General features: G+C 69.3%; 11 protein-coding genes and 1 pseudogene. 9 read left to right on the top strand and 3 right to left on the bottom strand.

All coding sequences use genetic code 11. From position 1 onward, the window contains the following. Positions 1–38: 38 nt before the first annotated feature. Complete coding sequence (locus AB0G01_RS22075; protein WP_360948334.1) at positions 39–1,274, bottom strand: cytochrome P450; 1,236 nt, start codon at positions 1,272–1,274, stop codon at positions 39–41. Positions 1,275–1,686: 412 nt separating this feature from the next. Here AB0G01_RS22075 and AB0G01_RS22070 point away from each other — a divergent pair, with 412 nt between their 5' ends. The 3 genes from AB0G01_RS22070 to hemA are packed head-to-tail and all read left to right on the top strand — an operon-like array spanning position 1,687 to position 5,980. Next, entirely contained in the window at positions 1,687–3,186 is a 1,500-nt protein-coding gene (locus AB0G01_RS22070) for an AMP-binding protein (RefSeq protein ID WP_360948332.1), read from the top strand. Next, the gene (locus AB0G01_RS22065) at positions 3,183–4,718 is read left to right on the top strand and encodes a long-chain fatty acid--CoA ligase (protein ID WP_360948330.1); all 1,536 of its coding nucleotides are present in this window, start codon (positions 3,183–3,185) and stop codon (positions 4,716–4,718) included. The genes AB0G01_RS22070 and AB0G01_RS22065 overlap by 4 nt, the downstream gene beginning before the upstream one ends. 53 nt (positions 4,719–4,771) lie before the next feature. Then, positions 4,772–5,980: a 5-aminolevulinate synthase gene (gene hemA, locus AB0G01_RS22060; RefSeq protein ID WP_360948708.1), complete on the top strand. Its 1,209-nt coding sequence runs from the start codon at positions 4,772–4,774 to the stop codon at positions 5,978–5,980. A gap of 84 nt (positions 5,981–6,064) precedes the next feature. Here hemA and AB0G01_RS22055 read toward each other — a convergent pair whose 3' ends face one another. After that, positions 6,065–7,585: an alpha/beta hydrolase gene (locus tag AB0G01_RS22055; RefSeq protein WP_360948328.1), complete on the bottom strand. Its 1,521-nt coding sequence runs from the start codon at positions 7,583–7,585 to the stop codon at positions 6,065–6,067. Positions 7,586–8,314: 729 nt separating this feature from the next. Between AB0G01_RS22055 and AB0G01_RS22050 the strand changes: the two genes are divergently transcribed. The 4 genes from AB0G01_RS22050 (at position 8,315) to AB0G01_RS22035 (ending at position 10,709) form a co-directional block, all read left to right on the top strand. Further along, entirely contained in the window at positions 8,315–8,437 is a 123-nt protein-coding gene (locus AB0G01_RS22050) for a hypothetical protein (RefSeq protein WP_360948326.1), read from the top strand. 420 nt (positions 8,438–8,857) lie between these two features. Continuing rightward, the gene (locus tag AB0G01_RS22045) at positions 8,858–9,328 is read left to right on the top strand and encodes a hypothetical protein (RefSeq protein WP_360948324.1); all 471 of its coding nucleotides are present in this window, start codon (positions 8,858–8,860) and stop codon (positions 9,326–9,328) included. Between the two features lie 221 nt (positions 9,329–9,549). Next, positions 9,550–10,044, top strand: coding sequence for a DUF3558 family protein (locus AB0G01_RS22040; protein ID WP_360948322.1), 495 nt, complete (start codon positions 9,550–9,552; stop codon positions 10,042–10,044). A gap of 284 nt (positions 10,045–10,328) precedes the next feature. Beyond that, positions 10,329–10,709, top strand: a complete 381-nt coding sequence (locus AB0G01_RS22035) for a hypothetical protein (RefSeq protein WP_360948320.1) — start codon at positions 10,329–10,331, stop codon at positions 10,707–10,709. Between the two features lie 140 nt (positions 10,710–10,849). Here AB0G01_RS22035 and AB0G01_RS22030 read toward each other — a convergent pair. Then, positions 10,850–11,970: pseudogene (locus tag AB0G01_RS22030) on the bottom strand (amidase family protein). Positions 11,971–12,529: 559 nt separating this feature from the next. On the opposite strand from AB0G01_RS22030, the gene AB0G01_RS22025 reads away from it, so the two are divergent. Further along, entirely contained in the window at positions 12,530–13,123 is a 594-nt protein-coding gene (locus AB0G01_RS22025) for a hypothetical protein (protein ID WP_360948318.1), read from the top strand. Further along, positions 13,116–14,048, top strand: coding sequence for a hypothetical protein (locus AB0G01_RS22020; RefSeq protein WP_360948316.1), 933 nt, complete (start codon positions 13,116–13,118; stop codon positions 14,046–14,048). Before AB0G01_RS22025 ends, AB0G01_RS22020 begins: the two co-directional genes overlap by 8 nt. Positions 14,049–14,065 lie beyond the last annotated feature (17 nt).

Raw genomic sequence — 14,065 nt, 5'->3', positions numbered from 1 at the left:
AGGGGGGACCCGGTCAGCACGCCGGTGCGGGGGAGTGCCTAGTGGCGGTTGAGCCGCACCGGCAGTGAGTCGAGCCCCCGGATGATCGTGCTGTTGCGCCACCGCAGGTCGTCGGGGTCGACGGCGAGCCTCATGGTGGGGAACGCGTCGAGCAGGGCATCGAACGCCACCTGCACCTCCACCCTGGCCAGCGGTGCCCCGAGGCAGTGGTGCACGCCGTGTCCGAAGGCCAGGTGGCCGGTGACGGGCCGGCGGACGTCGAGCGCGTGTGGATCACCGAAGCGCTGCGGGTCACGGTTGGCGGCGGCGATCGCCGGCAGGACGAAGTCGCCGGCCGGGATCTCCACGCCACCGATGCTCAGGGACTCCGTCGCGCAGCGGAAGGTGGCGTGCTTCAGCGGGCTCTCCAGCCTCAGGAACTCCTCGACCGCACCGGGGAGCAGGGAGCGGTCCTCGCGCAGTGCCTCCCACTGGTCCGGGTTCCGCACCAGGTGGAGCGTGCCGTTGCCGAGGGCGTTGAGGGTGGTCTCGAAACCGGCGATGAACAGCAGGTAGGCCGTCGAGACCAGTTCGGTCCCGGTCAGCCGGTCGTCGACGTCGTGCGCCGAGATCAAGGCGGTGAGCACGTCGTCGGTGGTCGCGCGGCGCTTGCGCTCGATCAGTTCGCCGAGGTACTCGGCCACTGCGGTCGCGGCGGCGGCGGCAGCCTCGGGGGAGTCGCCGGAGACGAGTTTCCTGGACCAGGACTTGAAGTCCTCCTGCTCCTCGACCGGGACGCCCAGCAGCAGGCAGATCACCCGGATCGGCAGCGGGAACGCGAAGGCGTCCAGCAGGTCCACCGTTTCGCGGTCCGGGAGGGCGTCGACCAGGCCGTGGGTGATCTTCTCGATCTCCGGCCGGAGCGCGTCGACGGCGCGGCTGGTGAAAGCCTTGCTCACGAGCTTGCGCAACCTGGTGTGGTCCGGTGGGTCGGTGTGCATCATGTGGCTGGCCAGGGCCGAGGAGAAACCGCCGCGCTTGCCGCGATCCGGCTCCTTCTGCGCGAACAGCCCGTCGATCCTGGCGAGGTCGGTGCTCAGCCGGGGATCGGCCAGTGCGGAGCGCACAGTCTCGTAGCCGGTGATCAGCCAGACCCGCAATCCACCGCACAGCGGGGCTCCAGGCGGCATCACCACCCGGTGCGCCGAGCCTTCGGCGCTGAGCTTCGCGTACACCGGGTAAGGGTCCTGCACGAACGCGTCATCGAGTTCCAGCGGGGCGGAGTCGTGGTCCATGGGCACATCCTCGAAACGAGGGCTCCGGGGTCGAGGTGATCCGCGGTGGTGTCCTTGAGTGCGGGCGTCTTCGTAGAACCAATATCAAGGACGACCGGCCGCCGCAACGACGGTTATCAAAAAACCCAACTGCGCCGCGCGGTACGCCGATTCGTGCTCACCGAATCGACCACAGACCGGCAGGAGGCGATGAGACGGTGAGAAGGCCACCCACGGTGAGAATCGGTGACCAGCTCACCCGATGGTTGGCTCGTCGGAGTGATCCGCTCTCGTGCTCTGGCGCTGCCTGGACGGAAATCGCATCGTGAGTGGCGTGGATCGCAGCTACCTCCCGCCGCACCGAGTCGGGAGCGAAGAAGACCGTGCCCACTTACCGGTGTCGAGGCGGATCCAGCGACTGGGGAGCGGGCTCATGAGCGGGAACTACGTCAGCGACCTGGTGGAGGTGCTGGCCCGCGATCCCGCGCGGACAGTGCTGTGGTGGCAGGGGGACGCGATCAGCGCGGGGGCGCTCATCGCCGCGATCGGCCGTGCGGCAGGCGGTATGCGTGCCCGGGTACGGGGACCAGCGGCGGTAGGGCTGCTGACGACCACGAACACGCCGGGCACCATCGTGCTGCGGTACGCGGCAAACCTCATCGGTGCCACGGCGGTGCACCTCCAGACGGCCAACGCGGTCGACCCGCTGGACCGCATCGACGTGGGCGCGTTGCAGGACACCGCCCGGCTCGCGCTGCTCGCCGTCGACGCCGACCACCTGGCGACCGCGCGGGCGTTGTGCGGGACGCTCGCCGAACCGCCGGGCCTGGTGGCGCTGGAGGCACTCGGTGACGACGTGCTCGACCTGTCGGCAGGCCCCGGCACCCGGCCCGTGGTCGAGGACGTCGAGCCCGAGCGGCCGGCCACGGTCACCTACACCAGCGGCACCACCGGCGCTCCCAAGGGAGTCGCGATGTCGTTCGGGGTGCGGCGGGCGGTGCTGCGGGGGTTGGCAGCGGACCCGGACACCGTCTACCTGTCCACGTTGCCGCTGAGCCACTCCAGCGGCGCGCTCACCGACCTGGCGCTGGCCGCAGGGGGTTCGGTCGTCCTGCACCCCGGGTTCGACTCCAACGCGGCGCTCGCCGCCGTGGCCCGGTACGGGGTCACCAGGATGGCCGTGTCGCCGCCGCAGCTATACGCGCTGCTGGAACACCCCGACGTGCGGACTACGGACTTGACGAGCCTGCGCACCCTCACCTACGCGGGCTGCCCGGCGGCACCGGCGAGGCTGGCCGAGGCGGTGCGGGTGTTCGGCGACGTGCTCGTCCAGGCCTACGGCACCAGCGAGGTCGGGCCGATCACCGAGCTGGCACCCGCCGACCACCGCGACGCGAGCCTGCTGGCCACCGCCGGACGGCCGGTGGTCGGCGCAGTCGAGGTGCGCGACCCCCTTTCCGCGCAACGGATGCCGATCGGCGAGGTGGGCGAGGTGCGGGTGCGCTCACCGCTGGTGATGCTCGGCTACTGGCACGACCCCGAGCTGACCGCGAGCGCGTTCGACAGCGACGGCTGGCTGCGCACCGGCGATCTCGGCCGTTTCGACGAGCGCGGTTACCTGACGCTGAGCGGCCGGATGTCGGAGGTGATCAAGACCAAGGGTATCCGGGTCCACCCGGTCGCCGTGGAAAACGCGCTGCTGGCGCACCCGGACGTGCGGCAGGCCGCGGTGTTCGGGGTCACCGACGAGAACCGGGTCGAGCACACCTGTGCCGTGGTGGTGCCCCGGTCCGGCTCCGAGGTGACGTCCCACGAGCTGATCCACCACGTCGGCGAGGCGTTGACGCCCGGCCACGCGCCCGCGAACATCCGGTTCCGCGCCGAACTGCCGCTCGACCAGGCGGGCAAGCCGGACAAGAAGGTGCTGCGATGACCGTGTCCGTGGCGGCGATCCTCGCCGAGTCGGCCGGGCGGCGGCCGGAGCACCCGGCGATCGTGTCCGGTGCCGAGCGGGTCACCTACCGCGAGCTGTGGCGGCGGGCGCGGTCCTGCGCGGCGGTGCTGCGGGCGCACGATGTCGGGCCCGGTGACCGGGTCGCGCTGCTGCTGCCGAACACCCCGCACTTCGCGGCGGTCTACTTCGGCGCGCTCGCGCTCGGTGCCGTGCCGGTGCCGGTCAACGTGCTGCTCAGAACCGCCGAGATCGCCTACGTGCTGGAGGACTCCGGAGCCGTTGCGCTGGCGACCGATCCGTCCCTTGTGGGCAGCGCGCCGAGGACGGTCGAGGTGCTGTGCGAGGAGCTGCTCGCGCCGGCCGAACCGATCGACTCCTACCTCCCGCGCGAACCGGGGGACCTCGCGCTGGTGCTCTACACCTCGGGGACCACCGGCCGACCGAAGGGCGCGATGCTGAGCCACCTCAACGTCGTGCTGAACGTCGGCACCACGGTGCGCTCGCCGTTCGACTTCGGGCCGGACGACGTGCTGCTCGGCGCTCTGCCGCTGTTCCACACCTTCGGCCAGGTCTGCGGCATGCTCACCTGCTTCGCCGCGAGCGCGACGATGGTGCTGATGCCGCGCTTCGACGGTCCCGAGGCAATCCGGCTGATGATCGCGCACGGCTGCACGGTGTTCATGGGCGTGCCGACGATGTACCTCGCGCTGCTCGACGCCACTGCCTCGGGGCGACCGAAGCTGGACCGGGTCTTCTCCGGCGGTGCCGCCCTGCCGGTCGAGGTGCTGGAGGACGTCGAGCGCACCTTCGGCTGCCGGGTGTACGAGGGCTACGGGCTGACCGAGACCTCGCCCGTGGTCGCCTACAACCAGAAGGCGTGGCCGAGCAGACCCGGCACGGTCGGCAAACCGATCTGGGGCGTGCGGGTGGCCATCGCCCGGCCCGAGGTCGAGGGTCGGATCGAGCTGCTGCCCGCCGGTGAGCCCGGCGAGGTCGTGATCAGCGGCCACAACGTGATGTTGGGCTACCTCAACCGGCCGGAGGCCACCGCCGAGGTGCTCGTGGACGGCTGGTTGCGGTCCGGCGACGTCGGCGTGCTCGACGACGAGGGCTACTTGCGCCTGGTCGACCGCAAGAAGGACGTGGTCGTGCGCGGGGGCTACAAGGTCTACCCGCGCGAGGTCGAGCAAGTGCTGGTGGGGCACCCGAAAATCGCGCAGGTCGCGGTCATCGGCGTGCCGCACGAGCGTCACGGCGAGGAGGTGTGCGCCGTGGTGGTGCCGAGGTCCGGGGCCGCGCCCGGAGCCGAGCTCGCGCAGGAGTTGGTGACGTGGGGGAAGGAGCGCCTCGCCGCGTACAAGTACCCGCGCCGGGTGGAGTTCGTCACCGGGTTCCCGTTGGGGTCCAGCGGCAAGGTGCTCAAACGCGAGCTGTACCGCGCGGTGGCCGCGCTCGATGAATCAGCGGCCAGCGGTCGTCACCACCTTCCGCCCCATCTCAGTGAGCAATGACCTTCCCCGCGCACGACCGGAAAGAGGGCCGACAAGTGGTGCAGCCGTTGGACGTGTTAGGGCGTGGCGTGGAACTCCTCGCCGACAGCAGGCGGGAATTCCTTGAAGTGCAGCGCATCGCCGGGCGTTTTCCGGCGGCCGGCACGCGGACCGACCAGGGCGACTCCACCGAGATCAGCATCTGGTGCAGCAACGACTACCTGGCCATGGGGCAGCACCCGCAGGTGCTCGCGGCGATGAAGGACGCGATCGACCGGTACGGCGGCGGCTCGGGAGGGTCCCGCAACATCTCCGGCACCAACCACGTGCACCACGTGCTGGAACGGGAACTGGCCGACCTGCACGGCAAAGAGCAGGGATTGCTCTTCGTCTCCGGCTACAGCGCCAACGACGGCGCGCTGACCGTGCTGGCCGGCGGCATGGAGAACTGCGCGGTGTTCTCCGACGAGAAAAACCACGCGTCCATCATCGACGGCCTGCGGCACAGCGGTGCGGAGAAGCACATCTTCCGGCACAACGACGTCACGCACCTGCGTGAGCTGATCACCGCCGTCGACCCGGCCGTCCCGAAGCTGATCGTGCTCGAATCGGTGTACTCGATGTCCGGCGACATCGCGCCCCTGGCCGAGATCGCCGACATCGCCCGCGAGCACGACGCGGTGACGTTCTTGGACGAGGTGCACGCGGTCGGCATGTACGGCCCGCAGGGTGCGGGCATCGCCGCGAGCCTCGGCATCGCCGACCGGTTCACCGTCATCATGGGGACGCTGGCCAAGGGCTTCGGCACTGCGGGTGGCTACATCGCGGGCCCCGCGCGGATCGTCGACACGATCCGCAACACGTCCCGTCCCTTCATCTTCACCACGTCGCTGCCACCCGCCACCGCTGCGGGCGCGCTCGCGGCGGTACGGCACCTGCGGGCGTCGGACACCGAACGGCACCGGTTGGCGCACAACGCCGGCTTGCTGCACGCCCTGCTGACCGAGCGCGGCATCCCGTTCCTGTCCGACCAGTCGCACATCGTCTCGGCGTTCGTGGCGGACGAGGAGAAGTGCAAGCAGGCGTCCGCGCTACTGCTGCGCGACTACGGAATCTACGTCCAGTCGATCAACGCTCCCAGCGTCCGCGCGGGCGAGGAAATCCTCCGCGTCGCCCCCAGCGCGGCACACACCGCCGAGGCCGTCCACGGCTTCGCCGTCGCTCTCGACGACGTCTGGCGGGCAGTGGACATCCCCCGAGCGGACGCACTGATCCGGTGGTGAACGTGGTGATGCTCCGGGAGGCAAGAGCCAGGCCGGTCGTCGGCCCACAGGACCGACGACCGGCTCGACCCCCGCGACACGTTACTAGAAGTGGTTGGCGATCAGTGAAGTCTTGGCTTGGGTTTGACTGGTCGGGTCGGGCAGGGGGATGCCGGGGCAGGTGGAGTCCTTCCTCGGGATCTTCCCGTCCACGATGAAGGATTCGACCACGTCGTCCACGCACGGGTTGCCGAACGCGTAGACGCCGTGGTCACCCTCGTCGGTCACGGTGAGCATGCGGGAGTTCGCGAACTTCCGGTGGGCTCGCTGTGCTCCCTCCAGAGGCGTCGCGGGGTCCCGGGCTGATTGCACCATCAGGACCGGCGGCACGCCCTTGCCGGTGGGGGCCTTGAGCTGGAGCGGCGGTCGCTTCCAGAACGCGCACGGAGCTGTCGTCTGGTACCAGCCGGCCAGGGGGTACTGCCTGCCGAGGCGTTCTGCTTCCCGGGCCAGGTGGTCACGGCCTCCGGAGAACTTCGTGTCGTTGCACGAGATGGCGAAGGCGGTGGCGCTCGCGGCGTCGGGGTACTGGACCACGGGTGCGGCTGCGGTGGCGGCCGGTGCGGTCGCGGTCTGGGCGAGTTCCGAGAACGTCTGTGCCGTGTAAGGGAAGTTGTTCTTGCTGTACAACCCCTGGATCAGGAGCAGGTCGAGCATGACGCCGTTGAAGACGGTGCCGTCGGGGCGCTGGACCGGGGACTTCACCAGCTTCGCCCTGGTTTCCTCGTACTTCTGGCGGACCTGCTCCGCCGTGGTGCCCAGCCCGTAGAGGCTGTGGTACTTCGCCGCCCACGGGAGGAAGTCCACTCGGAACCTGCGCTCGAAGCCCGGACCGAATTCGGCCGAGGAGTTCTGGAACGTGGTGGTGAAGTCGGTGTTCGAGTCGAACACGAACTTGTCCACCCGGTGCGGGAAGTAGGTCGCGTAGTGGGCACCCGTCCAGGTGCCGCCCGAGTAGCCGATCCAACTGATCTTGTTCCGGCCGAGCAGGTGGCGGAGCAGGTCGTAGTCCTTGACCGTCTGCTCGGTGTTCACGACCTTGCCGAACTCGCCGGAGTGGCGTTGGCAGGCGGCGGCGTGGCGCTCTGCCGCGTCGTAGATCAGCTTGACGTTCTCCCGGCTCCGGTCGCGGGGGTCGGTCACCGTCAGGGAGTCGGCGTTGGCGCAGGTGAGGTTGGTGCTGGCACCCACTCCGCGCGGGTCGACGCCGATGATCTCGAAGTTGTCGACGAGCCTCGACCTGGTCTGGAAGTGCAGGGGCAGGATTCGACCCGGCGCGCCGGGGCCTCCCGGGTTGGTCACCACGCTGCCCCTGGTGCCGCCGGGCTTGGGCTTGAGGCGGCTGATCGCGATGGTGATCGTCTTGCCGTCGCGGGGGCTGCGCCAGTCCTGCGGCGCTGTGTAGGTGCTGCACTCCAGGGTGGGTTCGGGGATGTCGTCGCACGGTGCCCAGGTGAGGCGCTGGGCGTGCAGCGGGGTCCGTTGGTCCTGCTCCCCGGCCTGCGCCGGGACTGGGAGCGTCGCCACCAGGGCGACCGCTGACACGGCCACCACAACTTTTCTCATGAGTACTCCTCGGGTCGTGGCACCACCTCATATGTGCGGTGGGTGGAAAACAACCTGGGAAGCGACGAGCGTTCGGATATACGAAAGAAACCGGCCGGTGGTCGCCCGGGAGGTGGTGCCGTGACGAGCTTGAGCTCAGGTCTTACGGCACTTGTGGCGCGAGGTGCCGGGTGGGCGCGCTATCGGGCATGCGGACAAACTGCGTGAACGCACCGAGGCCGACTCCTATCCGGCCTGTGACTGTTCGTGAACTGGCCGGACAGGACTTGTCACCGTTCGGGACGGAAGCGGCGCGGAGCGTCACCTCGGAGGCGATTCATTCCGCGATCACGTCGTGAGGGAACGTGCGCGGCGAGCTCGGTCGATTTCCATTATTACGATCCGTAGGCAGGTCTTGGCCACGCCCGCGATGTCGCCGGGTGACGCTTCCCGGGCATTCCTCGGCTGAGTCGTCGTCGGGGCTGTGGGCACGACCGGAGCCGCTGATCCACGCGTGCCGGTGACCGGGCTGCGTCCGGTTGGACGAGTGCCGCCACTCTGTCAGGAGGCTTGCCGGCGCGCGGATGCCCCGGTTCTGGGCTACAGGTGTCGGGCGCGGTGTCGCGGGGTATGACAAGCGTGATCGTGCCTGCCGGGCGCGGTGTCGTGCCGGGGTGCCGGTGCGGCGACTCCTTCGGACACAACCACAACGGAGCAGTCATGCCCTGGGTCAGTCGTCATCGCCGTCGGGTGCCGCACAGTTGGTTCCGCACGACCAGCGTGCAGGCCCACCACCGCCGGTCGCCCGCCACCATCCCGACCGTGATCGCCGTCGTGCTGGCCGTGGCCCTGTTGGTCGTGCTGATCTTCTAGCCGCCGGCAGCACGACCAGAACATCCATACCGAGCAGTGCAGGGAGAACGACTTCCCGTTCCCGGCACACGATCACGGTGATCGACTCTCGTCAGGTTTCCGGCGAGACTGGTGGTGAACTCAGGTCCACGCTCAGCGAGCCGTAGGTGGCCGGCTCGCTGAGCTGTGGCGGCAAGTCGGCCTCGGGGCTGACAGCGGAATGCCGAGTCGTTCGGATTGGCTGATTTCTTCGGCGGGACACGGCAGCTCCGGTAGTCCGATGGTCCACCGGCCTCCCCGTCGATCAGGTCGTTGGTAGGCCAAGCAGGTGGTTTCCCGTCACGGTCGGGGGATGGGCGATGGCCACCCGTCGGAGGCCGCGCACATACTCAGGACGCGCTGAGTTCGCGCAGGAACCGAACGAGGACGGGAGCACCGCACATGGCACACCGCACGCTCGCCGCAGCCACCACCGCTGTTTTCGCCGCCACCCTGCTCGCCGCCGCGCCGACTGCGGCGAACGCGGCCGAGCACCTGGTCTTCCTCGCGAGCGTCGACGTGGGGACCGGTGTGTGGGAAGCCGCCGGCGGGACGTCCGTGACGCTCGGCGACTTCACCGACGACCCGTCCCAGCACTGGTACTGGGACCCGGACGAGGACACGTTCCGCAACGCGGCGAGCGAACAGTGCCTGGCAGCCGCCGATGGCGCGCTGTGGCAGGCATCGTGCGACGACGTGGACGCCCAGCGGTGGGAGCGGAGGCCGATCGGCGATCCGAACTCCACCCCGTCCCTGTTCGCGAACGCGGGCGGCGGCGACTGCGCCACGCACACCGGGCCGGCGGGTCAACTGGAGCTCGCGCCGTGCGACCCGGACCGTGCGGACCAGCAGTGGAACATCTATCTGGTGTGAGGCCCCGCCGTTCTGCCGCAGGCGGATCACGCGATCAGCGTCGCGATCACCGGCAACCCCGCTGGGGCAGCATGACAACCCCGCCAGCGTGTCTCGACAGAACGGGCGAGTGGCAACAGGCGTGCCGGCGACTCCGGTTCCTTGACGTGGAGGAGCAGAGCCCGCAGAACGCCGCGCGAGAGTTCGCCCACCCGCTGCTGTGGTGACGGTAGCGTGTCGGTGTGCGAATCCTGGGTGTAGTGATCGCCGTGGCGGCTCTGACGGCATGCGGGACCAGTGAACCTCCACCGGTCGACATCGCGAAGGTCGACCCGTGTCAGGTGCTGGTGGACGAGGAGACGAGCGGGCGGGGGCTGGGTCGGGGTGTCGAAATGGCACCGGTCGGGGAGTGGCGGCTCTGCCGCTGGTCCGCCGAGGGCGACTCCGGGTCGAAGGTGCGCTCCGTGACGGTGTCGACGATGTCCGTGCTCGCTTCCACGTTCGCGGAGTCCGCGAACGCGAGCTACACGGTGTCCGATCACGCCGATGTCAACGGCCGCAAGGTGGTCCGGTTCGTCGAGAAGAAGCCCGCTCCCGGCACGGAGGCGTGCGGTGCACTGATCTCCTTCCACGACAAGGCAACCGTCCACGTCCAGATCGCGGTGCCGGCGAACACCGGTACGTCCTGCGACGACCTGGAGCCGCTGCTCCCGCTGGTCGAGAGCCGGGTGCGTTAGCTCGATCAGCGCTGCCCATCTCCACCACGGTCGTGTCCATGGCCGCCCCTGAGCCTCCACCGCCGCATCCGCGACGGCGAACGCCTCGCCCCTCGCGCGAAGTGCGGAGCGTGCCGTTACGAGGCGTGACGACATCCGATAGGTGCGAATGCGGTGACATCGGGTGACGCCACGGGTGCGCTCGCCTCGATGAGCCCACCATGTGAGGACAGGCCGCGCAGGTTCGCCACGACCTGTCGGGGTCGAGGGACGAAACCTGTGCGGCACAACAGAAGGAGAATTCCGTGAAATCGTCGAACTGCCTGCTGGCTGTCGCGGTCGTCGTCGCCGGAGCCCTTCTGTCGCCAGGGTCCGGGGTGGCCGCCGCTTCCGGATCGTCCGAGGCGTCCGTGGCCTCTGCGGGCACCACCCTGGATTGCTTCCGCCCGGGATTTTCGGACAAGGACTCCCGCGCCGGGCGGTTGAAGGTCGATGCGGACCTGTACGCGGGCCCGGACTTCGCCTGCCCGAAAAACGCGCACGTGTCGCCCGGTGAAACCGTGGAGTACATGTGCCGCCGCAGCAATGACGGGCGGTACTGGACCATGGCCGTCAAGAGCAACGGCAGTCGAGGATGGCTTTCGAACTCCGCGCTGAACAACGGAGGGTCGACGGTGAACTGCTGACCAGCGGGGTTCAGCGGGTGGTCGGCAGGTAGCGCGGGGCCTTGCGGGCGTGGGTGGCCTGTTCGTAGGCGTAGGCGTAGCCGAGGAGGTGGGCGTCGGTGAAGCGGGTGCCGATGAAGGACAGGCCCAGGGGCAGGCCGTCACTGTTCGAGGGCTGGGGCGGGCGGGTCGGTGGGGGTGACGATGGCGTCCAGGCGGTGGCGGGCCGGCACGTCGTCGATGCCCTTCCTGGCCTCGGTGGTGGCGGCGTCGCGGTGGGCGCGGTAGGCGGGGTCGGTGGTGTCGCCGTCGGTCTGGTCGGCGAGCTCGAACAAGTCCTGGCCGAACTCGGCCAGTTCGACGTCGGCGTGCCGCCTGCCGTAGTCGATCAGACCGGTCAGGTTTTTCGGGTGGGTGCCGGGAGTGGCGGCGAGGTAGGCGTTGAGGTCGTGCTTGAACTCCGTCAACAGGGCGGGCAGCAGGTGTTTCGCGGCCATGTCGTCGGTGTTCGGGACGTCGGCTCCTTCCACGACGGTGGCACCGAGGTCGCGGAGCTTGCTCACAGGAGCGTCGAAGACCCGGTCGATGTCGGGGTCGAGGCCGGTGTGCCCGGTGCGCCACACCCCGATTCGCTTGCCGCGCAACGCATCGCGGGTGAGTACGCCGCGCGGGTCGGCGGGCAGCGCACCGGCGGCGGGAGCGGTGTCGGGGTCGGCGGTGTCGGTCGCGTGCATCGCCCGGAGCGTGAGCGCGGCGTCGGTGACGTTGCGCGCGATGGGGCCGGGGGTGTCGTGGCGTGAGGTGATAGGCACGACACCGCTGCGGCTCACCAAACCCAGCGAGGGGCGGATGCCCACGGTGGAGGTGGCGGCGGCCGGGCACAGGACGGAGCCGTCGGTGTCGGTGCCGATGGTCACCACGGCCAGGCTCGCGGCAGTGGCGGCGGCCGAACCGCTGGACGAACCGCAGGGACTGCGGTCGAGCACGTAGGGGTTGCGGGTCGCCGTGACACCGGGAACGCGTCCCGAGCGGGTTTCGACCCGGCCAGAGCGGTGGAGCCCGCCGTGGTCGGCTGCCGGGCGGCGGTGTCCATGTTGTCCTTGAGCAGCACTGGAATCCCTTCCAACGGCCCCCGCATCCCGCGCTGGGCGTCGCTCTGCCGCGCAGACTCGACGGCGTCGGGGTTGACCCGGACCACCGCGTGGATACGCGCGTTCACCTTCTCGATGCGCCGCAGGAAACCCCTGGTCAACTGCTGGGAGGTGAACAGCCCGGAGTCCATCCCGCGTTGCAGGTCGACCACGGTGACCCGTTCCACGAGGGCACCCAGCACGGAGTCGGATAGCGCACCGGCCTGTGCCGCCGGAGGCCCGACCAGGCTGACCGCCACCCCCACCACCACACCGCTTACCGACTTCCTTGCCGACGAGCGCACCGAACCCCTCCGCTCCCGGACCCGTCGCGCCGTTCACAACGGCGCATCGCATGGGCTCCGCCATCTACGAGGAACCTCGTGCTCCGGCCACCTGCACACGGTGATGCCGTCACGCGTCCCACAACTCTTGGCGGTGGCCGGTCGGAGCTGGGGTGGAAATCGACGTCCAATTTCTTCAGCGCGTCGACGTCACCACAATGGTGAGACACCCCCTCGGAGGGGTTGGATTGGTCGAGATTGATCTCAGTGGCGAATATAACGGCAACGACCTGGAGGGGTAACGTAAAGTTGCCGGTTGACTGCCGAGTGCGCACGGTTCGTTCCAGGCGGCCTCCATTGTGCACGACCTGGGGTGCCGGACTCGTTTCCCGCCTCGGTTCGGTGGCGGTTACCGTGCGAGACTGCGGTGCGCTCCACCGGAGAGCCGCACACCACCACGAAAGGCATGCCGATGGTTCCCGAAGACCTCGCCGTCTGGCGTCGCCGGCAGGACGCGGGCGAGTCGAACCCCTGGTCGGATGGCCTGCGCCTGCTCGCCGAGAACGAGCAGCCGGCGGCGTTGGACACCGGCTACCTGACGGCCGACGACCTCGCGAATCCCGATATCGTCGCCAACACCCGGGCGATCGAGGAAACGGCCGCGCTGATCACGTGGGTTGCCGAGGACCAGGACGAAGGCCAGGCGTTCGGCTACTGGCGTGGTCCGAACGCTCTCCCGCTCGCCGCCGCACCCATTGTCAGCCTCGACAACGAGGGCCAGTTCCAGCTCCTCCGGGGTGCCAACCTCAGCGAAGCCCTGAGCGACGAGTACGGCCAGTGGGCCGACGACGGGTATGCCGGTGTGATTGCGCGGTGCCGGTCGCAGGGCGTCACGATCAGCGCCGACGATCCCGCCGAGCTCCCGGAGCCGACGGTGACGCCGACCCCGGCAGAGCACCACGTCACTCGCTACCGAGAGTTGCTCGCGGACGGTGAACCCGGAGTTCAGCCGGATGCCTGACGACGTCATCGACGCCCGTCCCGAGCAGGTGATGGCCGTGATCGAGCAGATGGTCGACCTGCCGTGGCCGGACGGCGACGAGTCGCTGGATTGGGAGATCGACGGGCTCGCCGGGCAGACCGGCGTCCACGCGCACGTGCTTCCCCTCGGTGCCACCTCGGACGCGGCGGCCCTGGCGTCCCTGACGACGCCTCTCGTCAAGCTGGCCGACCAGCGCTGGGTCGTCCGCTACCGCTTCGACGCGACGCTCTTCACCGACGACGACACCGATCCGGTCGACCCGCGCAGCGCGCCCGCGAGCCTGGTGCGAGCGCTCGGTCCGGACAACGCGGCGTTGTGGCGGAACGGGAAGAACGCCGTGATCCTGGTCGACAACTCGGCCACCGCGCCGGCGACCAGCAGAGCCGCCGTGCTCGTGCTGCCGGCACCGTGGCTGGCCAAGCCGGCCGCCGAGAAGGAGGAATGGCTCCAGTCGCCACTCGTCGCGGATTTCCTCTCCGGCGACAAGAGCCGCATCCTCGCTGCGGTGTGGGCGGTCTTCGCGACCCGTGATCCCGCGAGCCTGGTACCGCTGACACGGGCGTTGCCGGCCATTGCGAAGGCGACCGCGAACGCGGAACTCGGCGGCGCGCTCGCGTCCAACAGCTCCCACCTGGATCACGTACTCGACCGGATCGAGCTCTTCGGCAAGGGCACCTGCCTCTGCGCCGCCTACCTCTCGCACCAGTTCTACGATCCCGCGAAGGAAGAGCGCCGGGGGCACGTCCGGGTCGTGGAAACGGTACCCAACGACGGGCGATGGGTTCCTGACCGCATCTGCGAGTGCGGTGACTGTGGCAAGCGGTTCCAGGTCGAGTACGGGGAGTACCACTACCCCTGGTGGAAGTGGACCGAGGTCGTCCAGCCCAAGGGCAAGCGTGCGTGACCCCTACCTCTTGAGGC

Origin of the sequence: Actinosynnema sp. NPDC023587 (assembly GCF_040640215.1) — a bacterium.
Lineage (GTDB): Bacteria > Actinomycetota > Actinomycetes > Mycobacteriales > Pseudonocardiaceae > Actinosynnema.
Note: the sequence above shows the minus strand (reverse complement) of the source record. Positions and strands in the feature narration are given on the sequence as shown.

Excerpts from the sequence above, each read along its gene's own strand:
- AB0G01_RS22070 (WP_360948332.1), top strand. The coding sequence starts at position 1,687 with ATGAGCGGGAACTACGTCAGCGACCTGGTGGAGGTGCTGGCCCGCGAT.
- AB0G01_RS22045 (WP_360948324.1), top strand. The coding sequence starts at position 8,858 with ATGGCACACCGCACGCTCGCCGCAGCCACCACCGCTGTTTTCGCCGCC.
- AB0G01_RS22055 (WP_360948328.1), bottom strand. The coding sequence starts at position 7,585 with ATGAGAAAAGTTGTGGTGGCCGTGTCAGCGGTCGCCCTGGTGGCGACG.
- AB0G01_RS22075 (WP_360948334.1), bottom strand. The coding sequence starts at position 1,274 with ATGGACCACGACTCCGCCCCGCTGGAACTCGATGACGCGTTCGTGCAG.
- AB0G01_RS22065 (WP_360948330.1), top strand. The coding sequence starts at position 3,183 with ATGACCGTGTCCGTGGCGGCGATCCTCGCCGAGTCGGCCGGGCGGCGG.
- AB0G01_RS22020 (WP_360948316.1), top strand. The coding sequence starts at position 13,116 with ATGCCTGACGACGTCATCGACGCCCGTCCCGAGCAGGTGATGGCCGTG.